Annotated in this window: 21 protein-coding genes and 1 pseudogene; 7 read left to right on the forward strand and 15 right to left on the reverse strand. The window is 71.2% G+C overall.

Annotated features, from left to right (window positions below):
- Window positions 1–105 precede the first annotated feature (105 nt).
- On the reverse strand, window positions 106–996 hold the full coding sequence (locus ACTZWW_RS10305) for a LysR family transcriptional regulator (protein WP_444780865.1): 891 nt from the start codon (window positions 994–996) through the stop codon (window positions 106–108).
- 156 nt (window positions 997–1152) lie between these two features.
- Here ACTZWW_RS10305 and ACTZWW_RS10310 point away from each other — a divergent pair, with 156 nt between their 5' ends.
- Genes ACTZWW_RS10310 through ACTZWW_RS10320 form a run of 3 tightly spaced genes read left to right on the forward strand, consistent with a single transcriptional unit; the run spans window position 1153 to window position 4170 of the window.
- Entirely contained in the window at window positions 1153–1677 is a 525-nt protein-coding gene (locus ACTZWW_RS10310; RefSeq protein ID WP_444780866.1) for a TRAP transporter small permease subunit, read from the forward strand.
- Window positions 1677–2990, forward strand: coding sequence for a TRAP transporter large permease (locus tag ACTZWW_RS10315; RefSeq protein WP_444780867.1), 1314 nt, complete (start codon window positions 1677–1679; stop codon window positions 2988–2990). Before ACTZWW_RS10310 ends, ACTZWW_RS10315 begins: the two co-directional genes overlap by 1 nt.
- Before the next feature lie 58 nt (window positions 2991–3048).
- Window positions 3049–4170 carry a C4-dicarboxylate TRAP transporter substrate-binding protein gene (locus tag ACTZWW_RS10320; protein ID WP_444780868.1) on the forward strand — a complete coding sequence of 374 codons (1122 nt, stop codon included), beginning with the start codon at window positions 3049–3051 and terminating at the stop codon, window positions 4168–4170.
- Between the two features lie 298 nt (window positions 4171–4468).
- Here ACTZWW_RS10320 and ACTZWW_RS10325 read toward each other — a convergent pair whose 3' ends face one another.
- Genes ACTZWW_RS10325 through ACTZWW_RS10335 form a run of 3 tightly spaced genes read right to left on the reverse strand, consistent with a single transcriptional unit; the run spans window position 4469 to window position 6298 of the window.
- Window positions 4469–4741 (reverse strand): acyl carrier protein, encoded by a 273-nt coding sequence (locus ACTZWW_RS10325; RefSeq protein ID WP_444780869.1) that lies wholly within the window; start codon window positions 4739–4741, stop codon window positions 4469–4471.
- Window positions 4738–5910, reverse strand: a complete 1173-nt coding sequence (locus ACTZWW_RS10330) for a dihydrolipoamide acetyltransferase family protein (RefSeq protein ID WP_444780870.1) — start codon at window positions 5908–5910, stop codon at window positions 4738–4740. Before ACTZWW_RS10330 ends, ACTZWW_RS10325 begins: the two co-directional genes overlap by 4 nt.
- A gap of 16 nt (window positions 5911–5926) precedes the next feature.
- Window positions 5927–6298, reverse strand: a complete 372-nt coding sequence (locus tag ACTZWW_RS10335; RefSeq protein ID WP_444780871.1) for a thiamine pyrophosphate-dependent enzyme — start codon at window positions 6296–6298, stop codon at window positions 5927–5929.
- On the opposite strand from ACTZWW_RS10335, the pseudogene ACTZWW_RS10340 reads away from it, so the two are divergent.
- Window positions 6288–6557: pseudogene (locus ACTZWW_RS10340) on the forward strand (transposase); the annotation flags it as partial. The gene ACTZWW_RS10335 and the pseudogene ACTZWW_RS10340 sit on opposite strands and share 11 nt — an antisense overlap.
- Before the next feature lie 255 nt (window positions 6558–6812).
- On the opposite strand, the gene ACTZWW_RS10345 reads toward ACTZWW_RS10340, so the two are convergent.
- The 10 genes from ACTZWW_RS10345 to ACTZWW_RS10390 form a co-directional block, all read right to left on the reverse strand.
- The gene (locus tag ACTZWW_RS10345) at window positions 6813–7631 is read right to left on the reverse strand and encodes a TrmH family RNA methyltransferase (RefSeq protein ID WP_444780872.1); all 819 of its coding nucleotides are present in this window, start codon (window positions 7629–7631) and stop codon (window positions 6813–6815) included.
- An 8-nt stretch (window positions 7632–7639) separates the two neighbouring features.
- Complete coding sequence (locus ACTZWW_RS10350; protein WP_444780873.1) at window positions 7640–9250, reverse strand: amidohydrolase; 1611 nt, start codon at window positions 9248–9250, stop codon at window positions 7640–7642.
- A gap of 244 nt (window positions 9251–9494) precedes the next feature.
- A complete protein-coding gene (locus tag ACTZWW_RS10355) occupies window positions 9495–10067 on the reverse strand; it encodes an SRPBCC family protein (RefSeq protein WP_444780885.1) in 573 nt (190 codons plus the stop codon).
- Window positions 10068–10108: 41 nt separating this feature from the next.
- Entirely contained in the window at window positions 10109–10927 is an 819-nt protein-coding gene (locus ACTZWW_RS10360; protein ID WP_444780874.1) for an XdhC family protein, read from the reverse strand.
- 8 nt (window positions 10928–10935) lie between these two features.
- Entirely contained in the window at window positions 10936–12138 is a 1203-nt protein-coding gene (locus tag ACTZWW_RS10365; RefSeq protein ID WP_444780875.1) for a vWA domain-containing protein, read from the reverse strand.
- Window positions 12135–13016: an AAA family ATPase gene (locus ACTZWW_RS10370; protein WP_444780886.1), complete on the reverse strand. Its 882-nt coding sequence runs from the start codon at window positions 13014–13016 to the stop codon at window positions 12135–12137. Before ACTZWW_RS10370 ends, ACTZWW_RS10365 begins: the two co-directional genes overlap by 4 nt.
- 364 nt (window positions 13017–13380) lie before the next feature.
- Entirely contained in the window at window positions 13381–15795 is a 2415-nt protein-coding gene (locus ACTZWW_RS10375; protein WP_444780876.1) for an aerobic carbon-monoxide dehydrogenase large subunit, read from the reverse strand.
- Window positions 15792–16292, reverse strand: a complete 501-nt coding sequence (locus tag ACTZWW_RS10380; protein WP_444780877.1) for a (2Fe-2S)-binding protein — start codon at window positions 16290–16292, stop codon at window positions 15792–15794. The genes ACTZWW_RS10375 and ACTZWW_RS10380 overlap by 4 nt, the downstream gene beginning before the upstream one ends.
- A gap of 11 nt (window positions 16293–16303) precedes the next feature.
- Complete coding sequence (locus ACTZWW_RS10385; RefSeq protein ID WP_444780878.1) at window positions 16304–17170, reverse strand: FAD binding domain-containing protein; 867 nt, start codon at window positions 17168–17170, stop codon at window positions 16304–16306.
- 168 nt (window positions 17171–17338) lie between these two features.
- Window positions 17339–18682 (reverse strand): MHYT domain-containing protein, encoded by a 1344-nt coding sequence (locus ACTZWW_RS10390; protein WP_444780879.1) that lies wholly within the window; start codon window positions 18680–18682, stop codon window positions 17339–17341.
- A 61-nt stretch (window positions 18683–18743) separates the two neighbouring features.
- Between ACTZWW_RS10390 and ACTZWW_RS10395 the strand changes: the two genes are divergently transcribed.
- The 3 genes from ACTZWW_RS10395 (at window position 18744) to ACTZWW_RS10405 (ending at window position 21797) form a co-directional block, all read left to right on the forward strand.
- On the forward strand, window positions 18744–20207 hold the full coding sequence (locus ACTZWW_RS10395; protein ID WP_444780880.1) for a hypothetical protein: 1464 nt from the start codon (window positions 18744–18746) through the stop codon (window positions 20205–20207).
- 61 nt (window positions 20208–20268) lie between these two features.
- Window positions 20269–21216 (forward strand): helix-turn-helix transcriptional regulator, encoded by a 948-nt coding sequence (locus tag ACTZWW_RS10400; RefSeq protein WP_444780881.1) that lies wholly within the window; start codon window positions 20269–20271, stop codon window positions 21214–21216.
- A gap of 32 nt (window positions 21217–21248) precedes the next feature.
- Window positions 21249–21797 carry a hypothetical protein gene (locus ACTZWW_RS10405; RefSeq protein WP_444780882.1) on the forward strand — a complete coding sequence of 183 codons (549 nt, stop codon included), beginning with the start codon at window positions 21249–21251 and terminating at the stop codon, window positions 21795–21797.
- 24 nt (window positions 21798–21821) lie between these two features.
- Here ACTZWW_RS10405 and ACTZWW_RS10410 read toward each other — a convergent pair.
- Window positions 21822–22183 (reverse strand): DUF2125 domain-containing protein (locus ACTZWW_RS10410; protein ID WP_444780883.1); only part of this gene is annotated, 362 nt, incomplete at its 5' end.

Genomic DNA, 22183 nt, shown 5'->3' on the forward strand with positions numbered 1-22183 from the left:
CCCGGCAGGTCGCTCCCCCGTGCGGCGAGCGTTCCTCGGGTTTGTCCGACCATTCGCCGCCGCATTTCCAATCGAAAGAAGAGATCGATCGATCGCGATCTTTGATCAGCGCCCCTCGGTGAAATAGCTCCGGAACCGGCGCAGCAGCCCCGTGTCGGCCGCCTCGTGATAGGCCATGCCGATCGTCGCGCGCGCCTCGAGATCGCGAATCGGGATCGTCGAGAGCTGCGCCGGCAGGCTCTCGGCGATCGAGGCGGGATAGATCGTCACGCCCTTGCCGTCCGCGACGCGCTGGAACATCACCTGGACGTCCCAGACCTCGTCGACGACCCGTGGCCGCAGGCCGTGCGGCGCGAGCGCCTCGTCGAGGAGGAGCCGGTAGCTCCGCCAATTCTCCCGCAGCCCCATCACGAAGGCTTGGTCCGCGAGCTCGTCGACGCGCACCGACTCGGGCAGCGCCGCCCGCGGCGCGACGAGGGCGAGCGGATCGTGCCAGAGCGGCTCGATCGTCAGGTCTCCCCGCGCCACGGAGGCATGGTCGAGCAGGAAGCCGACATCGATCGTGCCATCGGCGAGTCGGCGCGTCATCGTGTCGGTGGAGAGCACGTGCATCTCCACCTGCACGTCGGGGCAGGCGCGCTGGAAGCGCTCGAGCGCACGCGTCAGCGCGCTCGAGGTCGCGAGCGCCGAATAGCCGACGATGACGTGCCCGCGCGTTCCGCTCTCGTTGCGACGCGCGGCGCGCACCGTCCGCTCGAAGAGAGCGACCGCCGTGCGCGCGTCGGCGAGGAAGCTCGCGCCGGCTTCGGTCACCACGACGGAGCGGGTCGTGCGCTCGAAGATGGCGAAGCCGAGATCCTCCTCGGTGTCCTTCACCGTCTTGGTGATCGCAGGCTGGACGACGGCGAGGGCCTCCGACGCGCGCCGGAAGCTCCCCGCATCCGCCACGGCGACGCAGGTCCTCAGATGCCTGATGCCGATCCGCGACGCCCTCATCCACCGCTCCTCGCTCGGGAGGCAGGCTGATAGCCGATCGTGATCAGTCGATCAACAAAGGATATTTGTGCCGCGAACCGATCGAGGAAATCCTCAAGCCCGAAGAAGAGCCGGCGCGAGCGGCCTTTTTGCGGGACGAGACGAGGGAGATCGGGAGTGGCGAGCCTCACGCGACGCGCATTCGACGGCCTGCTCCGCGCGCTGACGCTCATCGGCGGTGCGGCGCTCGTCCTGATGATGCTGCACGTCACCCTCGACGTCGTGCTGAAGAACCTCCTCGGCCAGCCGATCCAGGGCACGATCGAGATCTCGTCCTACTATTACATGGTCGCGATCGTCATGCTGCCGCTCGCCTTCGTCGAGCGCAACGACGAGCAGATCAGCGTCGATCTCGTCTTCAACCGCCTTCCCATCGCGCTTCGCAAGGTCGCCCTCGCGCTCGCCTGCCTCGTGACGGCGAGCGTCCTGTCGGTCATGACCTACCGCACCGGCCTCGACGCCATGCGCGCCTTTCGCGTCGGCGAGGTGGTGATGGGCGCCCGCGAGGTCGTGGTCTGGCCTGCGCGGCTGATGCTGCCCGTCGGCTTCGGCCTGGCCACCCTCGCGACGCTCCTGCGGATCGTGCTGCTCGTGCGCGGCGACGAGATCGTGGACGCGCATGCGCCGAAGGACGTCGCGTGATGAGCGCGCTCGCCGTGGGCTGGGTCGGCATCGCCGCGCTCTTCGCCCTCCTCGCCATCCGCGTCCCCATCGGCGCAGCCCTCGCGCTCGTGTCGATCGTGGGCATCACGGTGATGACGAACCACGTGGCAGCGCTCGGCATCGTGAGCGCGCTGCCCTTCACCTTCATCGGCGACTGGTCGCTCACCGCGATCCCGATGTTCCTGCTGATGGGCTTCGTCGCGGCCAACACGGGGCTCACCGCCGGCGCCTTCGACCTGATGCGACTGCTGCTGCGGCGGGTCCCCGGCGGGCTCGCCTCCGCGAGCGTCGCCGCCTGCGGGCTCTTCGCGGCGGCCTCGGGGTCGAGCATCGCGACGACGGCGGCGATGTCACGCATCGCCGTGCCGGAGATGCTGCGTGCCGGCTACCGTCCGTCGCTCGCGACCGGCGTCGTCACCGCCTCGGGCACGCTCGGATCGCTGATCCCGCCCTCGATCCTGATGGTGCTCTACGGCATCTTCACGGAGCAGTCGATCGGTCAGCTCTTCATCGCGGGGATCGTGCCGGGCATCCTGTCCGCCCTCATCTACATTGCGATGATCACGGTTCGCGCCGTGCTCGACCCGAGCCTCGCGCCGGCCGACCGCGCGGATCGCGTCGCCCCCGGCGAGCTCGGCCGGCTCATCCTCGCCGTCTGGCCGTTCCCGCTGCTCATCGTGGGCGTCCTGGGGGGCATCTTCGGCGGCTACTTCACGCCGACGGAAGCGGGCGCGGTCGGCGCCTTCCTCGCCTGCACCATCGCGGCGCTGCGCGGGCAGCTGACCCGCGCCGCGCTCTCCGCGGCCGTGCGGCAGACGGTGGTGGCGACGGCCTCGATCTTCTTCCTCTCGATCGGCGCGATCATGTTCACGCGCTTCATGGGCCTGTCGGGCGTTCCCGATCAGCTCGCCGACGCGATGCTCTCGATCTCGACGGAGCCGCTCGTCGTCATCGCCATGATCGCCGTGCTGTTCATCGTGCTCGGGATGGTGATCGACTCGATCGGCCTGATGCTGCTCACGCTGCCCGTGCTGCTGCCCGTGCTGGAGGCTGCGAACGTCGACCTGATCTGGTTCGGCATCATCGTCATCAAGCTGCTCGAGATCGGCCTCGTGACGCCGCCCGTCGGGCTCAACCTCTACGTCATGCACTCGGCGCTCTCCGGAAAGGTCCGCCTCGGCGAGATCCTGCGCGGGACGACCTGGTTCCTCGCAATGGACCTCGTGACGCTCGTGCTCCTCATCCTCGTGCCCGGCCTCACCCTCGCCCTGCCCGCCTTGATGCGCGGGTGAGGCGATGCGCGGGTGAGACCGGGCCCGAGAAGAACCGCCCCACAGGAGGAAAATCGCCATGAACAGAACGCATTGCGCGGCGCTCGTCGCCGCCGCCCTCGCCTGCGCCACGAGCACGACGGCGCTCGCCCAGGCCAACGCCAACCACTTCTTCGCCGAGCGCCATTCGATGGTGCGCGGCCCCTATGTCGAGTTCGCCGACCGCGTGCGCGAGCGCACCGACGGCTCCGTCGACCTGCGCGTCTTCAGCGGCGGCTCGCTTCTGCCGCCGGCCTCCTCGCTCCAGGGCGTGCGCGACGGCATCGCCCAGGTGACCTACCACGCAGGCACCTACACGCCGGCCGAGCTGCCCATCGCGAACCTCGTCGGCGACATGGCCTTCTACAACACCGATCCGATGGTCATGGCCTTCGCCTCGACCGAGTTCGGCCTCACCGACCCGCGCATCCAGGCCGAATGGGAGGAGAACGGCGTCGTCTTCGGCGGCGGCTATTCCACGTCCCAGTACTTCATGATGTGCAACACGAAGGTCGAGACGCTCGCCGATCTGCAGGGCAAGCGCCTGCGCATGGCGGGGGGCGCCTGGTCGCGCTTCGCCGAGCATGTGGGCGCCGTGCCCGTCTCGATCCCCTCGAGCGAGATGTATACCGGGCTCGACACCGGCTCGCTGGACTGCGCCGTCGCGGCCGCCGACGCCCTCGACAGCTTCAGCCTGAAGGACGTCGTCACCTCGATGAACATGCTGGAGATCGGCAATTACTATGCCGGCTTCCTGTGGGGTTACAACCCGAGCTTCTGGCAAGGCCTCTCCGATGAGGAGCGGCGCGTCCTCTTCGACGAGATGGCCTATTACCTCGCCCAGCACCGCGTCGCGTTCGACGCCGATGTCGAGGCGGCCGTCTCCGCGGCGAAGGCAGCGGGCATGACCGTCTACGAGCCCGATGCGGCGCTCGAGCAGGCCTTCGCCGAGTTCGTGGCGCAGGACGAGGCGGCCCTGGTGTCGATTGCGCAGGAGCGCGGCGTCGAGGATCCGGAAGCGATTATCGCCGACTTCAAGGCGACGATCGACAAATGGGACGTCCTCCTCGCAGACGTCGACCGCAGCGATGTCGAGGCGCTCGCCGCCCTGGCGCGCTCGGAGATCTACGATCGCCTCGAAGCGAGCGCCTACGGCCTCTGATCAGTTCTCCCCTCGTGGGCGCGCGCTCCTGTGCCTGCGCCCACGCCCAGCTCATGGCGGAGGCGATCCGACCTCGCGAGCGACCGCTTTCGCAGCGTGCAAGGCACCGAGCTGCCCGTACCGTTCGAACGTGACCTTCACACGTTTGCACGGGCGAGCTTCGGTCGAACGAGTCTGATGTTCGGAAGTGGCCGACGCCGGTCTGAGACGGTCCGGCGCATAATCCCCCTTCAGCTGGCCCTTCATCTTCATCAACAACCAAGCACCGTTTTCGCCACGCGCCAGCCGAACGGGCTCGTCAGGCCGATTCATCGTGGGCTCCTCGTTCGGCAAGCCGCGCATGCAGATACGCATTGGCTCCTGCAAGCGTCGTGAGGCGTGCCGTGTCCGTCTCGGGAATGTCGATATGAAGCCGCTCGTGGAGCGCCGCGACGAGGTTCAGGAGATCCATTGAATCGATGTCTATCGCCTCCCGCAGATCGTGGTCGGGGTCGACGCCGGCGAGGTCGGCATCGGGGGCGATCCGGAGGAGCTCCTCCTCGAAGACTGTACGAGGATCGGGCGTCGTCATAGGTTATCGGCCTCCTGCAGCAGACGGGCGACCTCCGCGAGAAACAATGCGCCCCGATGGCCGTCCCCGGCACGGTGGTCGGCAGAGAGGGTGATCGTCGCGAGCGGTCGGGGGACCACGGCGCCGTCGACGACGGAGGGGCGCTCGCGCGGAGTCCCGACGCCGACGAGCGCGACCTGAGGCGGGTAGATCACGCCGGTCGGTGCATCTACGCCGCGCTCGCCCAGGCTCGAGAGCGTGATCGTCGCGTCGGTCATCTCGGAGGAACGCAGGCGAGCCGCTCGCGCCCGCGTGACGAGATCGCGGAAGGCCGCCATCAACTCGCCGAGCGGTCGCACATCGGCATCGTGCAGGGCCGGGGCAATGAGCCCTCCGCCGCGGATCGAGACCGCTACTCCGACATGCACGGCCTGCGCCGGACGAAAGCCGCCCGCCTCGAAGAAGCCAATGAACTCGGGGTACCGCCGCACCGCGCGGGCAACCGCTCGCACCACGATGAGACCGAGGAGGAAGCGCTCCCCGGGCGGGAGGTTCGCGTTCCGGAACGCGACCCAGTCGCGCGCTGCGCCGACGTCGACCTCGTGAGCGAGGTAGTAGTGCGGGATCTCACGCTTTGCGCGGGCCATGGCGCTGGCGATCGCCTTGCGCATTTCGCCGACATCGAGACCCACCGAATGCCGCGGGACGAGCGCCGCACGAGCGGCGACGACCGCCTCGACTACGGCAAGCGTCATCGCGCCGTCGGGCCCGGAGCCGGTCAGGCCCGCGAGGTCGATGCCCTGCGCCTCGGCGAGACGCCGTGCGGCCGGGGATGCGCGCGGACGGCCCGCGACAGATCCTGAAGCTGTCGGAGGCGCCTGAGGCGGCGGCCGGTCCGGCGGGTGTCCCGGCGTCCGCGCCGGCGCAATCGTCGCGCCCAGCTCGTCGGCCCGCTCTTCCGTAACCGTTTTCGCCTCCACCGCAGCCTCGCCCGGAGCGCGGATCTCGGCGAGCGCCGTGCCGACGGGCACGGTCGCGCCGACCCCGACGAGATGGCGCGCCAACACGCCCGGCTCGAAGATCTCGATCTCGATCGCGCCCTTCTGCGTCTCGACCACGGCGACGACGTCCCCGCGGGAGACAGCCGCGCCGGGCTCGACCAGCCATTCGACGAGGGTCCCGGCCTCCATGTCAGCACCCAGCCCATCAGGAAGACCCGCGGGTCGCGTGCGAGCGCGTCGCGGATGCCCTGCTTGACCGCCTCGCGATAGGTGGTCTCGACGGGCGTCGCCTGCTCGTGCGTGGGCGGAGGCGGCGGCGTGGGGCGCTCGTCGGCGGTGACGAAGCGCGCGAGCTCCGAGACGGGCTCCAAGGTCCCGCCTTCGGCCTCGGCGCGGGCCCGTCGATCTCCGCCTCGATCGCCTCATCGATGCGGGTGCGGTCGGTCTCGTGCAGGACGCCGATCTCGCGCAGCCAGGCCTCGAAGCGTACGATCGGCCCTTTCACCCGCCAGGCCTCGATTTCCTCCTTCTGCCGGTAGAGCTGCGCGTCGAACATGGAATGCGCCGTCGTCGTCATGGACAATCTCTTGAGCCACAAGGGGCCGCGGGTCCGCGAGCTGATCGAAGCCACCGGCGCGACCCTGCTCTACCTCCCGCCCTACAGCCCCGACTTCAATCCGATCGAGAACGCCTTCGCCAAGCTGAAGGCGTTCCTCCGAAAGGCCGCCGAACGCAGCGTCGACGGCCTCTGGGCCGCCATCGGCCGTGCCGTCGACCTCTTCTCACCGGAAGAGTGCTCAAACTACTTCAAGGGCGCAGGGTACGATGCAAGCTGATCGGCGGATGCTCTAGAATGACTGAAGCCGGGTTGCCGATATGGCAGCCCGGCTTCAGTCGTTCAAGGATTCGGTATCAATCCTTCCGCCCTTGACGGAAGAACGGCTGAAGGGCAGCATCGCATCGACCTTACCTGGTGGAAAAATGCAATCGACGCGCGCTGCAACAGCAGCCGAGCCCTGAATGCAGAGTCCAATTTCTAGGAGTCGTGAGTCGAAATACCGGCCCTCTGAGTCAAATTTCTCTGTTTCCCGTCAGGGAGCACGCCCGTCGCCCGGGCCCTCCTCCGCATCCGCCAGCGCAGCGAGCGCGATTCCGCTCGTCACCGCCACGTTGAGGCTGTCGAAGCCTCCGCGCATGGGGATGCGCACCGTGCGCGCGCGGGCAAGGATGGCGTCGGGGAGGCCCGGGCCCTCCGTGCCGAGCACGAGCGCCGTGCGCTCCGGGCGGGCGAGGACCGCGAGCGTCTCCTTCCCGCGCGGCGACAGCGCGAGCGGCGTGAATCCGGCGTCCTCGAGCATCGAGACGGTCTCCGACGGCCCGCCGGCACGGGCGAAGGGCACGAGCAGCGCCCCGCCCGCGGAGACGCGGATCGCCTTCCTGTAGAGCGGGTCGCAGGTCTCGCCGTCGAGGATCACCGCGTCGGCGCCGAAGGCGGCGGCGTTGCGGAAGATGCCGCCGACGTTGTCGTGGTTCGTGAGCCCGATCAGCGCCACGACGAGCGCGCGCGGCGGCAGGCCGGCGAGCAGGGCGCCCGCGTCTGGCGCCTCCCCCCGCAGGCCGATGGCCAGCACGCCGCGGTGGATCGGGAAGCCGGCGATCGCCTCCAGCAGCGGCTGGGGCGCGACGTGGATCGGCACGCCCGCGGGGATCGTCTCTGCGAGCGCCGCGCGCTTCTCCGACAGGAGCACCGAGGCGAGGGGGAAGCGCCCGCGCCCCGCCGCGATGCGCAGCGCCACCTCCCCTTCGATCACGAACCTGCCGGCACGCCCGACGAGGTCCTTCTCGCGGATCGCGCGATAATCGACGATGCGCGGGTCGTCGGGATCGTCGATCTGGATCGCCTCGCGCACGGTCTCCCTCACCCGTCCCCGTGGACGATCGCACCGTCGACGATCGTCAGGACGCAGCGCGTCTCGCGCACGGCCTCGGGCTCGGCGAGGAAGTCGTGCGTGAACACGGCGACGTCGGCGAGCATGCCCGGCGCGAGCCGCCCACGTGTCGTCTCCGCCTTCTCGACCCAGGCGCCGAGCTCGGTGAAGGCGGCGAGCGCCGTCTCGGGCGAGACGCGCTCGCGCGCATCCATCACCCGTCCCGTGCGGGTGCGGCGCGTGATCATCGCGTCGAGCGAGAGCCGCGGGTCGAGCGCACAGACCGGCGCGTCCGAGGAGGCTGCGGGGTGGAGGCCCGCCTCGATCCAGGTGCGGGTCGGGTAGGATGCGAGCGCGCGCTCCTCGCCGAGGACGTCGACGTAGAGGTCGCCGAAATCGTGCAGGAAGACGGGCTGCGGCACCGGCTCGATCCCGAGCCGCACCATTCGCGCCGTCTGGTCGGGGCGGGCGAAGCCGCAATGCTCGATGCGATGGCGCCGGTCCGGATCGGGCGCTTCCGCCAGCGCGGCCTCGATGGCGTCGAGCGTCTGCTCGATCGCGGCGTCGCCGATGGCGTGGACGGCGAGCTGCCAGCCCTGCTCGTGGTACCGGCGGGTGAGGTCGCGCATCTCGTCGTCCGTCAGCGACAGGAGCCCGCGGGTCTCCGGAATGCCGCGATAGGGCGCGCTCATCGCGGCGGTGCGGCCGCCGGCGCTGCCGTCGGTGAAGATCTTCACCTGCTTCGCCATCAGGCGCGCATCGCCGCGGCCGGGCCGGAACCCGGCCTCCCAAGCCGCCTCGGCGATGCCGCCCGGGCCGCCGAGCAGGCATTGCGAGACGCGCACCGGCAGCCGGCCCGCTTCGTGCGCCGCGTCGTAGGCGGAAAGCTCCGCCATCCCCGCGCGCATGCCCACCGCCGCATCCATCACCCCGACGATGCCGTGCGCCAGGCAGGCGTGCCCGGCGCGCTCGACGGCGTCGACCAGCTCGGCCTGCGACGGATCGGGCATCGCCGCGCGCACGGGGTCTCGCGCGGTCTCGGCGAGGAGGCCGGTGAGCCGGCCGGCCGTATCCCGCTCGATGAACCCGCCCTGCGGCGCGACGCTCGCCTCGTCGAGGCCGGCGAGGGCGAGCGCCGCCGAGTTGCAGATCGCGACGTGGCCACAGGCGCGCACGACGTAGGCGGGGTTGGCGGGCGCGGCCCGGTCGAGCTCGTCGCGGGTCGGTGCGCGGCCGACGTCGAGGCGGGCCTGGTCCCAGCCCCGCGCCAGCAGCCACGCCCCCGTCGGCAGGGCGGCGGCGCGCTCCGCCACCCGGGCGAGGAGCACGTCGAGGGTGGGCGCCGCCTGCGGCGTGAGGTCGAGCTCGACCATGGTCAGGCCGAGCGGCAGCAGGTGCATGTGGGCGTCGATCAGCCCCGGCGTCGCGAGCCGCCCGCCGAGATCGATCGTGCGGGTGCCGGCGCCCGCGTGCGCGGCGATCTCGCGGGTCGTGCCGACCGCCGCGATCCGATTCCCCGCGATCGCCACCGCCTCGTGCACACCCTCCGCCCGCCCGGCGAAGACGCGGCCGTTCAGGAGCAGGAGGGTGGGGGTGGTCATGTGCGAGGCTCCGGTCGTGTGGCCGGACAGGTAGCCGGTCCGTCGGTCGCGGGGAAGCCGAAACCGCTCCTCCCCCGTCGGGGGCCGTCGGGGGAGGTGGATCGGCGCCGCGGCCGACGAGACGGAGGGGGTGCGCCGAAGGCGCGCTTCGGCGACAGCCGAGATCACGCACGTGCCACCAGGGGACCCCGCCCCTGATCCGCCGACGCGGATCGTCCCCGCCCCGAGGGGGCGGGAGCGGCAGTCACTCCGCGGCGGGCGCCTCCTTGCCCTTCTTGCCGAACACGCCCGAGAACCAGCCCTTCTTCGGCGCGTCCTCGCCGCTCGTGCCGGAGATCGCCTCGCCCTCCTCTTCGGGCGGGGGCGGGGCGACGACCTCGCCGAACTTGGTGAAGAACTCGCCGGCGAGCTTCTTCGCGGTCGCGTCGATCAGGCGCCCGCCGAGCTGGGCGATCTTGCCGCCGACCTGCGCCTTCACGGCGTAGTGCAGGATCGTCTCCGGCGCGCCGTCCTCGCCCTCGACCGCCTCGAGGTCGACCTTGGCCGAGCCCTTGGCGTGGCCGGCCGCGCCGCCGGCGCCCTCGCCGGAGATCAGGTAGCCTTTGGGCGGGTCGAGGTCGGAGAGGGTCACCTTGCCGTTGAAGGTCGCCTTCACCGGGCCGATCTTGAGCGTGACCTTCGCCGTCATCTCGGTGTCGGAGGTCTTCTCGATCGTCTCGCAGCCCGGGATGCACTGCTTGAGCACCTCGGGATCGTTGAGCGCGGCCCAGACCGTCTCCCGGGGGGCGGCGATCCGCTGGCTGTCGGTCATGTCCATGGCGTCTTCCTTCCTCGTGTCCGTCTTCTCGGGATTCGTCCTCACGCCCCGCGCTGTCCGCGCCGGCGCAGGACGGTGATCTCGGCGAGGATCGACAGCGCTATTTCTTCGGGCGTAATCGCGCCGATGTCGAGCCCCGCCGGGGCGTGCAGCCGCTCGAAGGCGGCCTCCGGCAGCCCCGCGCCGGTCAGCTCCGCGCGCAGCGCCGCCGCCTTCAGCCGCGAGCCGACGAAGGCGACGTAGCCCGCGTCGCTCGCGAGCGCCGCCCCGAGCGCCGCCGCGTCCCCCGCGCCCTGAGTCGCCACCACGACGAAGCGCGTCTGCGCCGCCTCGGGGGCGATGCCCCAGCCGGGAACCGCGCGGTCGGGCGCGGCGAAGGCGTCGAGATCGGCCGCGGGCGCGTGGACCACGGTCTCGTAGCCCATCCGCCGGCCGAGGTCGCACAGAGCCTTCGCCACCGGCGTCGCACCGCAGATCACGAGCTGGGCGCGCGGCAGCACCGCCTCGACGAAGACGTCCATCGTTCCCTTGGAGGGGCAGCGGTTGGCGGCGAAGCGCACGCCGTCGCGCTCGTCGCCGGGCGCGATGCCGAGATCGGCGAGGAGCTCCTCCGGCTGGACGGAGACGAGACGCGCCTCGCCGTCTGCGATGACCTGGCGCGCCGTGCGCAGCACCGCCCCGCGGGCGCAGCCGCCGCCGATCCAGCCGCCGGTGATCGTGCCGTCGGCGCGGATGATCGCCTTGGCCCCGGCCTTGGCCGCGGTGAGCGAGACCGTGCGCACCACCGTCGCGACGGCGAAGGGCTCCGCCTTCGCCCGCATCGCTGCGACGAGGGAGTGGACGTCCTGGGGATCGGTCATCGTGTCCCTCACAGGCGGGCGAGCTCCGGCTCGAGAGCCGCGAGGCTCGCGAGATCGTGGGCGGGGGCGAAGAGGTCGACGTGCGGCAGCGCCGCCTGCATTCCCCGGGCGGCGGGGGCGTAGTCGCGCCAGCCGAGCATCGGGTTGAGCCAGATCACGCGCCGCGCGCGCCGGCGCAGGCGCGCCATCTCGCGGGAGAGCACCTCCGGCTCGCCGGTGTCGTAGCCGTCCGACACGATCATCACCGCCGTGCGGGAGGTGAGCGTGCGCGACGCATAGGCCCGGTTGAAGGTCTCGAGCGCGGCGCCGATCTTCGTGCCGCCGCCGAAGCCCTGCGCCAGAAGCGCGAAGCGCTCGGCCGCGCGCACCGCGTCGCGCTCGCGCAGCGCCTGCGAGACCTGGATCAGCCGCGTGTGGAAGACGAAGGCGTCGGCGCGCGCGAAGCCGGCGAGGACGCCGTGCATGAAGCGCACGAAGGTCGCGGCATAGACGCTCATCGAGCCCGACGCGTCGAGCAGGACGACGAGCTTCAAGGGCTTCCTGCGCGGGCGCCGGCGCACGAGATCGAGCGGCTCGCCGCCGCGCTCGACGGCCCGCGCCAGGGTTCGGCGGAGGTCGAGCCGCGGGCCTTTCCGGGCGATCCGCTCGCGCCGCGCGAGCCGCGCGCGCATGCGCCGCGCCAGGCGCTCGGCGAGCGCGTGGGCGGCCTCGATCTCGGCGGGGTCGGTCAGGTGGCGAAAGTCGGTGTGGGCGAGGCTCTCGATGCGTGAGCCGCCGGCCCGGCGGCTGCCGGCTTCGTCCCCGGTCTGCGCCGCGTGATCCGCGTCCTCGGAGCGCGTGACGCGATCGGGCGCGCCCTCCCGCCCCGGTCCGGCGTCGGACCCCGGCCAGGAGCGGATGTCCAGCCCACCCTTGCGGGACGCGCCCGACGTGGTCACGCGCATGCCGGTGCGCCGGGCGCTCCAGTAGGCGCGGAAGATCTCCGGGAAGCGCTCCCAGTCCGAGGGCCGCGAGGCGAAGAGCGTGCGCAGGGCCGGCATCAGGGCCGCCGGGCGCGACAGGTCCGCCTCGGCGAGGATCGCGAGCGCGTCGCGGCTCTCGGCGAGGCCGATCGGAATGCCGTTCATCCTCAGGCTTCGCACGAAGCCCGCGAGCCGCCCGCGGATCGCCGCGGCGACGGCGGGCGCTGGATCGGCGGCCGCAGGGTTCACGCGCTGGCCTCCACGAGGCGCGCGATCACCGCGGGCGCCAGCCGCGCACGGTCCTCTCGGGTCTTGAGGAGCGCCATCAGCGCGTCGTGGACGGCTTCCGTGTCGTCGCGCAGGTCGCCGAGGCCCACGAGGCTCGCGGCGAAATCGAGCGATTCCGCGACGCCCGGCACCTTGGCGAGATCCTCCTTGCGCAGCTTGGCGACGAAGCGCGCGATCTGGGTGGCGAGCGCCGTGTCGATCCCCGGAAGACGCGCGAGGAGGATGCGCGCCTCGCGGTCGGGCTCGGGGTAGTCGACGTAATGATAGAGGCAGCGCCGCCGCAGCGCGTCCGAGAGCTCGCGGGTGGCGTTCGAGGTGAGGATCACGTGCGGGACGCTGGTGGCGGTGATGGTGCCGAGCTCGGGGATCGAGACCTGGAAGTCGGACAGGAGTTCGAGCAGGAAGGCCTCGAACTCCTCGTCCGCCCGGTCGATCTCGTCGATGAGCAGGACCGGCGCCGTCTCCTGGCGGATCGCGGCGAGCAGCGGGCGCTCCAGGAGATAGGCTTCGGAGAAGATCTCCGCCTCGACGGCCTTCGCGTCGTGACCCTCGCGCGCCTTGATGGCGAGGAGCTGGCGCTGGTAGTTCCACTCGTAGAGCGCCGCCGCCCGGTCGAGCCCCTCCCAGCATTGCAGCCGGATGAGGCGCGTCCCGTGGATCGCGGCGAGCGCCTTGGCGATCTCGGTCTTGCCGACGCCCGCCTCGCCCTCGAGCAGCAGCGGGCGCCCGAGCCGCTGCATCAGCGCGAGCGCCACCGCGAGGTCGCGATCGGGCACGTAGCCGGTGGCGACGAGGCGCTGGGCGATGGCGTCGCGGTCGAGGGGGGCGGTCACGGGAATGGTCCTCTTCCTCTGATCCAGTCGCCGACCTTCTTCCTCCCCACAGGGGAGGAGTCCGCGCGAAGCGCGGGCGGTGGGGCCGTTCGGCTCGTCCTGGCAAGCGGCGTCGCCGCCCTCCCCACCCTCCGGCCTTCGGCCTCCGTCCTCCCCTGCGGGGAGGAGGGGCGTCGCGGCCTGCATCCGCCGTTCGCGACATCCGCCGACCTTCTTCCTCCCCGGAGGGGAGGAGTCCGCGGCTCGCCGCGGGCGGTGGGGCCGTTTGCCGGATGATCGGGCCGGCCCGCCGCCCTCCCCACCCTCCGGCCTTCGGCCTCCGTCCTCCCCTGCGGGGAGGTGGCGGGGCGCGCGCGCCCCGCTGCGCCGGTCACGCCCCCAGCGCGCGCGCCGCCTTCCAGATGCGCCAATGGTCGTGGGGCATCTGGATGTGGGTCGAGCCGAGGAAGGCGAAGGCGTCGTTCACCGCGTTCGAGAAGCACGGCACGCCGCCGACGTGCGGGCTCTCGCCCACGCCCTTGGCGCCGATCGGGTGGTGCGGCGAGGGGGTGACGGTGTGGTCCGTCTCCCAGACCGGGGTCTCCACCGCGGTGGGCAGGAAGAAGTCCATGAAGGACGCGCCCATCACGTTGCCCTGCTCGTCGTAGCGGATCTCCTGGCCCATCGCGACCGCGAAGGCCTCGGTGAGGCCGCCGTGCACCTGGCCCTCGATGATCATCGGGTTGATCCGGGTACCGCAATCGTCGAGCGCATAGAAGCGCCGGACCTTGTAGACGCCCGTGTCGACGTCGATGTCCATCACGCAGAGATAGGCCCCGAACGGGTAGGTCATGTTCGGCGGGTCGTAGTAGGACACCGCCTCGAGGCCGGGCTCCATGTTCGGCGGGGGCTGGTTGTAGGCCGCCCAGACGATCTCCTTCATGGACTTGCGCTTCTCGGGCAGTCCCTTCACGCGGAAGCCGTCGATGTCGAACTCGACGTCGTCGTGGTGCACCTCGAGCATGTGTGCCGCGATCATCTGCGCCTTCGCCTTGATCTTGCGCGCGGCGACCGCGGTGGCCGCGCCGGCGACGGGCGTCGAGCGCGAGCCGTAGGTTCCGAGACCATATGGAGCGGTGTCGGTGTTGCCCTCCTCGATCATGATGTCGTCGGCGGGGATGCCGAGCTCGGTGGCGATGATCTGGGCGTAGGTCGTCTCGTGGCCCTGGCCCTGGCTCTTCGTGCCCATCCGCGCGATCACGCCGCCGGTCGGATGGATGCGGATCTCGGCGGAATCGAACATGCCGATGCCGAGGATGTCGCAATTGCGCGTCGGGCCCGCGCCGACGATCTCGGTGAAGAACGAGATGCCGATGCCCATGATCTCGCGGGTCTCGCCGCGCCGGAAGGCCTCCTGCTTCGCCTTCTGCTCGGCGCGCAGCGCGTCGTAGCCCACCGTGTCGAGCGCCTTCCTCATGGCGGTGTGGTAGTCGCCCGAATCGTATTCCCAACCCAGCGCCGACTGGTAGGGGAATTGCTCGGCCCGGATGAAGTTCTTCATCCGCAGCTCGGCGGAATCCATGCCGAGCTTCTGCGCCAGGATCTCGATCGCGCGCTCGATGGCGTAGACCGCCTCGGTGACCCGGAACGAGCAGCGATAGGCCACGCCGCCGGGCGCCTTGTTGGTGTAGACGCCGTCGACCGCGAGATGCGCGACCGGGATGTCGTAGGAGCCCGTGCAGATGTTCATGAAGCCCGCCGGCCACTTGGACGGGTCCGCGCAGGCATCGAAGGCGCCGTGGTCGGCGAGCACGTGCACGCGCATGGCGGTGATCGTGCCGTCCTTCGTCGCGGCGAGCTCGGTCGTCATGTGGTAGTCGCGGGCGAAGGAGGTGGTGGAGAGGTTCTCCATCCGGTCCTCGACCCACTTCACCGGGACGCCCAGCACGATCGAGGCCACCACCGAGCAGATGTAGCCCGGATAGGCCCCGACCTTGTTGCCGAAGCCGCCGCCGATGTCGGGGGCGATGACGTGCACCTTGTGCTCGGGGATGCCCGCGAGCATGGAGGCCACCGTGCGGATCACGTGGGGCGCCTGGAACGTGCCCCAGAGCGTCAGCTCGCCGCGGATCTTGTCCATCGAGGCCACGCACTGGCAGGTCTCGAGCGGCGAGGGGTGCGTGCGGTGGTAGGAGAGCATCTCCTTGATGGTGACGTCGGCCGTCTCGAAGGCCGCGTCGGTGCCGGTCTTGTCGCCGACCTGCCAGTCGAAGATGTGGTTGTAGTGCTTGCGGGGGCCGTGGGCGCCCTCCGTCTTGTCCTTGATGTCCTCGCGCAGGAGCGGCGCATCGTCGGCCATCGCCTGGAACGGGTCGACGAGGGGGGTGAGCTCCTCGTACTCGATCTCGACGAGGTCGGCCGCATCGGCGGCGACGTAGCGGTCCTCGGCGACGACGAAGGCCACCTCCTGGCCCTGGAACAGCACCTTCTCGTCGGCCAGCACGGCCTGCACGTCGCCCGCCAGCGTCGGCATGTAGTGCAGGTTCAAGGGCTTGAGGTCGGCCGCCGTGAGCACCGCCTTGACGCCGGGCAGCGCCAGAGCCTTCGATGCGTCGATCTTCTTGATGCGGGCGTGGGCGTAGGACGAGCGCACGAAGTCGCCGAACAGCATGCCGGGCAGCTTCAGGTCGTCGACGTACTGGCCGCGGCCTTGGGTGAAGCGCACGTCCTCGACGCGCTTGCGCTTGCAGCCCATGCCCTGGAGCTTGGCTTCGCGCTCCTCGCGGGTGGGGGTCATGTCGTTCATTCCGCGGCCTCCTGGAAGGGCTCGCCCGCGAGCTTCGCGGCGGCGTACTGAATGGCCTTGACGATGTTCTGGTAGCCCGTGCAGCGGCACAGGTTCCCGGAGATGCCGGCACGGATCTCCGCCTCGGTCGGCCGCGGGTTCTCCTGGAGCAGGCGATGCGCGCGCACGATCATGCCGGGCGTGCAATAGCCGCACTGGAGCCCGTGCATCTCGCGAAAGCCCTCCTGGAGCGCGTGCAGCGTGCCGTCGGGGGCGGCGACGCCCTCGATCGTCAGGATGTCGGCGCCGTTCGCCTGAGCGGCGAACATGGTGCAGGACTTCACCGACATGCCGTCGATGTCGACCGTGCACGCGCCGCAATGGCCGGTCTCGCAGCCGATGTGCGCGCCGGTGAGGCCGAGATCCTCGCGCAGGTAGTGGATGAGAAGCGTGCGCGGCTCGACCAGCGACTCGTGCGCCTTGCCGTTCACGGTCAGCTCGATGTGGACCTTGGACATGGTCTCTCCCCTCAACCTTGCGCGCGCGTGACGGCGCGGGCGAGCGCCCGGCGCAGCATCACGCCGGCCATGGCGGTGCGGTACTCCGCGGGACCGCGCCCGTCGGAGGCGGGGTTGGTGATGGCCTCCGCCGCCTCGACCGCCCTGTCGACGACCTCCGGCTCGAGCCGCGATCCGGCGAGGATCGCCATCGCGTCCTCGGCCAAGAGAGGGGTCTCGGAGACGTTCGTGAGCCCGATGGCGATGGTCTCCACCGTGCTCGCCGACATCGTCAGCTGCACGGCGGCGGCGGCCGTGGCGTAGTCGCCGACCTTGCGCTTGAGCTTCTCGTAGGCGAAGCCCGTGCCGGCCGGGGGGGTGGGGATGCGCACGGCCGTGAGGATCTCGCCGTCCTCGGCGGCGGTGAAGTACGCCCCCTGATAGAATTCCCGCGCCTTCACCGATCGCTCGCCGTTCGGGCCGGCGAGCACGTAGGTCGCGTCGAGCGTCATCATCACGGCCGGCATGTCGTTGCCGGGGTCGCCGTTGGCGACGTTGCCGCCGAGCGTGCCGCGGTAGCGGATCTGCGGGTCGGCGATGACGGCGGACGTCTCCGGGATCAGCGGCAGCTTCGCCGCCAGGATCGGGTCCTGGAGGAGCTGGTGCTGCGTCGTCATCGCGCCGATGACGATGTCCGATCCCTCCTCGCGCACCCCTTTCAGGGAGGCGATGCGGGAGAGGTCCACGAGGGCCTCGGGCGCCGCGAGGCGCAGCTTCATCATCGGGATGAGGCTGTGGCCGCCTGCGAGCGCGCGGGCCTCGTCGCCGAGCTCGGCCAGGAGCGCCACGGCCTCCTGCACGGTCGTCGGGCTGTGATAGGCGAAATTGGCGGGTATCACGCCGGATCCTCCTCCTCGAGTGCTCCAACCCTTCATTGCGGGCGCGTGCCCGTCTTTTTCGAAAGGGTCCAGAGAGGAGGGGGGTGCGGCAATCGCTCCTGCACGAGAAAGCGCTGCTCGTGCACGAAATGCGGCTGTGGCCGCACGAACTGCGTCAGGTCGTCTGACCTATTCCGCGGCATCCAACGGTCGCGTCCGGGCCTGTTCCTCGGCCTCGAAGCGCCGCTTCAAGGCGGCGAGTCGGGCGCGGGCGACGGGCAGGCTGCGTCCGTCGTCGAGCACCGCCACGCCGCTGTCCCCCGTCCGCCGCACGGCGAGGACGTGGTCGAGATTGACCACATGGCTCCTGTGGATGCGCAGGAAGTGGGCAGGGTCGAGCGCCGCCTCCGCTTCGCCGATGGACAGCCCGCAGAAGTACTCGTGCTCGCCGTCACGGACGTAGGTGTAGTGCGCGTTGGCGCGCACGCAGCGAATCGCGCCCACCGGGAGCGCGAGCGGGGTGCCGTTGCGCTCCACCGTGAGGGTCCGCGCGGGCCGCCGCGGCGGTCCTCCGACGCCGCCGAGAGGGGCGGCGCGGCTCGCACCCTCGCGGGCGGAAGCGGGTTCGGCGCGTTCCGCGGGGTCCGCAGCCACAGCCGCAGTCGGGAGGGGCGGGACGGTGGCGGGCGGCTCCGCGACGGCGCTGACGCCGACCGTCGTGGCGCCGTCTGCCGCCGAGGCCTCCGACGCCTCTCGAACGGCGGGCCGCGGCGGGGCGGCCTCGTTTCTGCCGCGCACGGATCGGCGATCCGGCGTGAGCGTCGCGAGGAATGCTCCGGAGACGGCGAAGGCGACGAGCGCCACCGTCAGCGCGAGCCCGTCGGGCGAGAGGCTCGATGCGAATTGCGACGGCGCCGCCGCGGGCGCGGCGTGGAGCGTCATGCCGGCCATGGCGGTGTAGTGCATGCCCGAGACGGCGAGGCCCATCGCGATCGCGGACGCCCAGAGCGTCTGCCGAGGCGCCTCGAAGCACAACCAGAGCGCCGCGGTCGAGGCCGCGACGGCGAGGGCGACGGAGAGAACGACCGGGCCGGCGGCGTGGCTCATCGTCATCGCCCCGGCGAGCGCGCCCATGCCGATGTAGTGCATGGAGGCGATGCCCGCCCCCATGCCGAGCCCTCCGGCGCCCACCCGCACGAGGAGCGGCAGCTCGGTCGCCGCGAGCAGCATGCCGGCGCCCACCACCATCACGCAGACGAGGAGCGAGAAGACCGTGGGCGCGACGAGGTAGTCCACCCCCATCGGGAGGCGCGCGGCGAGGAGCCCGATGAAGTGCATCGACCAGATGCCCACCGCCAGCGTCGCCGCCGCGGCGAGCAGGAGCACCCGCCGCCGCACCCCCTCGGCCGCCGCCACCCGCCCCGCCAGCGCGAGCCCGACATAGGCGCCCTGCATCGCGACGAGGATGGAGAGCGCCACGAGCCAGGGGTCGTGGGAGAGGGCGACGGCAGCCGCATGCACGCCGATGTCCATCGCCCCCTCCTCCCGAAGACCGCGCATCCGAGCGCCGCTCGCGCGGCGAACCGGGCGCACTGTGCCGCCGAACGCCGCACGGCGCAACGTGCCGGGCTTCTGGCGGGAGTGCGACGGCGTTGCCCGGCTAAGGTTGCCGTGGCATAGCGTGAGGGACGTGGACGTGGGGGCGTCGATGGACGAGTTGCCGCAGGACGAATGGCTGGGACGTGCGGCCCGGCTCGCGGATGCGCATGCCCGGATGGCATTCGGGGCGGAGCCGCCGCGGGCGGCGCTGGCGCGTGCGCTCGTCGATCTTCTCGATCTGGCGATGGGGGCTCCGCGTCAAATCCGAGACGGCCTGCGCAATGTCGACGAGGCGGCGCTGACGTCCGCCGCGCAGGAGCGCTGCGACGAGATCCGCGACGACGGCCGTCTGGAGTGGCCGCCGTTCACGGACGAGGCGCAGGGGGTCTTCGATGCGCTGTCCCTCCAGATCAGGAGCCTCGACGAGGCCTTGCACCTCGACACCACGCGGCCTCCCTCCACGGCGCTGCTCTACGAGGATTTCTGCCGCGTCCCTCGCGATCCTGTCGACGGCGGCGACCGCTTTCTCGTCAAGCGGGTGCGCCCCCGTCCCGGCGTGGCGGTGGCGCAGCATCACCCCTACGTCCTGAGAGCCTTGAAGTGGCACCGCCTGCTGCCGACGCGGATCCGCGGCCTGCCCGTTCGGCTCCATCACAAGACCACGCTCTCCCCACCGGCATCGCCCGATGATACGTCGCCACCGTCCCAGACGTTGGGCGCGGCCCTGTTCGAAGGCTTCCGGCTGGTGACGCCGGTCTACGAGGACATCGGCCCCGGCCCCTTCCGCATCGGCAGGATCGGCAGGAAGCATCCGGTCAGGACGATCCGGGAGCAGGTGGCCGCAGCGAGCGGCGCGGGCTGCTTCGCCCTCGTCTGGCCCGAGCTGTCCGTGACGCCGCAGCTGCGCGAGCGGATCGCGTGCGCACTCGTCGCCGAGAACGACCCGCCGCAGATCGTGGTGGCGGGCTCCTGGCACGAGGAGCGGGACGACGGCGTCGCCAACTGCGCGCACGTGCTCGACGGGCGGGGCAGGCCGCTCCTGCGCTACGACAAGATCATCCCCTTCAGCGATGCGACGGGCGCAGTCGAGGACATCCGGCGCGGCGACTGCGTCCCCGTCCTGGCCACGGACCAGGCGCTCGTCGCCTTCGCCATCTGCCGCGACTTCTGCGACGCGCCGGAGCCGCTGCCCAACCTCGACGTCGATCTCGTCCTCGTCCCGTCGCTCAGCAACGAGAAGGCCTTGCCGGGCCACATCAACAATGCCGTCCGGCTGGTGGGGACGCACAGGACGCGGAGCTTCGTCGTCCAGCAGGCCCTTCCCGCCTCGGAGGACGGGCTGGGATGGGTGCTCGACGTCCAGCGCTTTCCGACCACTGCCGCCGAGCCCGCTCCGGTTGCTCAGACGACAATTTTCGCATCCTACGAGCGCGATGCCACTGGACGTGAACCAAAATGAAATGTATTGAGTTTACCCGGCTGATGACGTAGGCATGACACGGTGGGGCATGAGAACGACCATGACGATCGACGACGTCAGCCGCGGCTCGGTCGAGCCAGCATCCGCCTGGGAGCCCATCGCGGCCGAGATCCGCGGTGATCCCGAGCGGGGGCCGGCGCGGGTCTACGAGGCGCTGCGGGATCTCGTCTGGCGTCTCGTCCGGGGCAATCGCCCGGTGGACGAGCTGATTCGCTGGCAGGATCTCTGCGCCCGCACGGCCGCCGGGATCCGTGCGAAGCGGCCCGCCCTCGCCGACCGGATCGACGGCCTCGTCGATGTCCTGCTCACCTCCGTCCACTTCCACGAGACGGCCTCGGCCTCGACGACGCTCGATCGCGCCCACGTCTCCGAGGCGCTGGCCATCGTCCGCGCCGCCGGCGGCGCCATCCAGCGAGACGACCTGCGCCAGCGGCTCGGCCTCAAGCAGCCCAATCTCACGCGCGTGCTCGAGGTGATGGAGGCCGCGGGCCTGATCCGGCGCGAGATGCGCGGACGCGTATGCGTCGTGACGCTGCCGGAGGCGGAGATGGCCGCTGCGGCACGGAAGCGAGAGCTGGCGAAGGATCGCGCCCCCGCCGAGCGACCCGGACACGGAGCCCCTACCGACAAGGATGCGCTCGGAGATCTCGGTGGCATCATCGAGCAGGTCCTCGAGCGGCTGAGAGAGCGCGGCGAGGCGCCGCGGATCGTCGTGATCGAGCACGCCGCTCTGTCGGAGACCGGCGATGCCGCGCCGCTCGTGATCGTCACGCGGCCGCCCCGCCGGCAGATCGCCGGCGGAGAGGCGCAGCGCGCCGGATCGGGCGCGAGACGCACCGAGGACGTGAAGCACGTCCTCGACGACGTGCAGGCCACCCTCGAGACTGCCCATCTCAGGCTGGAGCAGGCCGACGATGACGCGGAAGCGAGGCCGGCCGTCTCCAGCAGTACCGGCGCGGGCGCTTGCATATCGGTGATGTACGGCTAAGCTCGCGACGTTCAGCCAGGTCGCCCCATCCGATGTCCCTCCGCCGTCGTCCCGTGCGCGCCGCCGCCGCGCTCCTCCCGCTCATCGCCCTCCTCGCCCCCCTCCCCTCGGCGAAGGCAGCCACCCTCGACGACCTCGCGCGGGCCGAGGCGGCGCTCGTGGCGGTGTGGGAGGACGTCCCGCTCGCGTTCCGCACGGCGACCTTCGTCGACGGGTCACCCGCGGGCTACGGCGTCTACACGGCGCGGGAGACGAGCGTGTTCGCCCCGGGCGAGCCGCTCGTGGTCTACGCCGAGCCGGTGGGCTACGCCTGGGAGGAGATCGGGGACGGACGTTTCCGCTTCGGCGTCGACGTCGACCTGCTGATCAAGCGGCCCGACGGCGCGATCGTCGGCGGGCGCGAGAACTTCCAGCGGCTCGCGCTGGAGAGCCGCACGCGCAATCGCGAGTTCATGCTCACGCTGACGCTCACGCTCGACGGGATCACGCCGGGCGACTACGTCCTCGAGTACCGCACGCGCGACATCGCCTCGGACGAGGCGAGCACGATCAGCCTGCCCTTCACCATCGCCGAGCCCTGAGCGGACCCGTCCGCCGGCGAGGCTTCAGAACAGCGGCGGCACCGTCACCCGCGGCACCGGGATCGGGCCGACGAAGACGCGGCCGTCGTTGATCAGCACCGGCGGGAGCGGGGTCAGCGGGGGTGCCTCCGCGCCCGGCGCCACGGGCGCGGGCGTGGCGCCGCCCAGCGCCGCGACGATCGCGTCGGCCATGAAGTCGCCGCGCCCGCCGAGCGCGGCCTGGGCGATCGGCCCGAGCCCGCGGCCGGAGGCCTCGATGCGCCCTTCCGGGCGGTCCATCGCGTCGAGCGCGAGCTCGCCCGAGACCTGCAGGGCGGCCGCGTTGGTTTCGAGGGAAACGACGCCGATCTCGAGCCGGCCGCCGGCCTCGCGCCAGGCCCGGGCCG

It is taken from the genome of Salinarimonas sp. NSM, assembly GCF_052380005.1.
Lineage (GTDB): Bacteria > Pseudomonadota > Alphaproteobacteria > Rhizobiales > Beijerinckiaceae > Salinarimonas.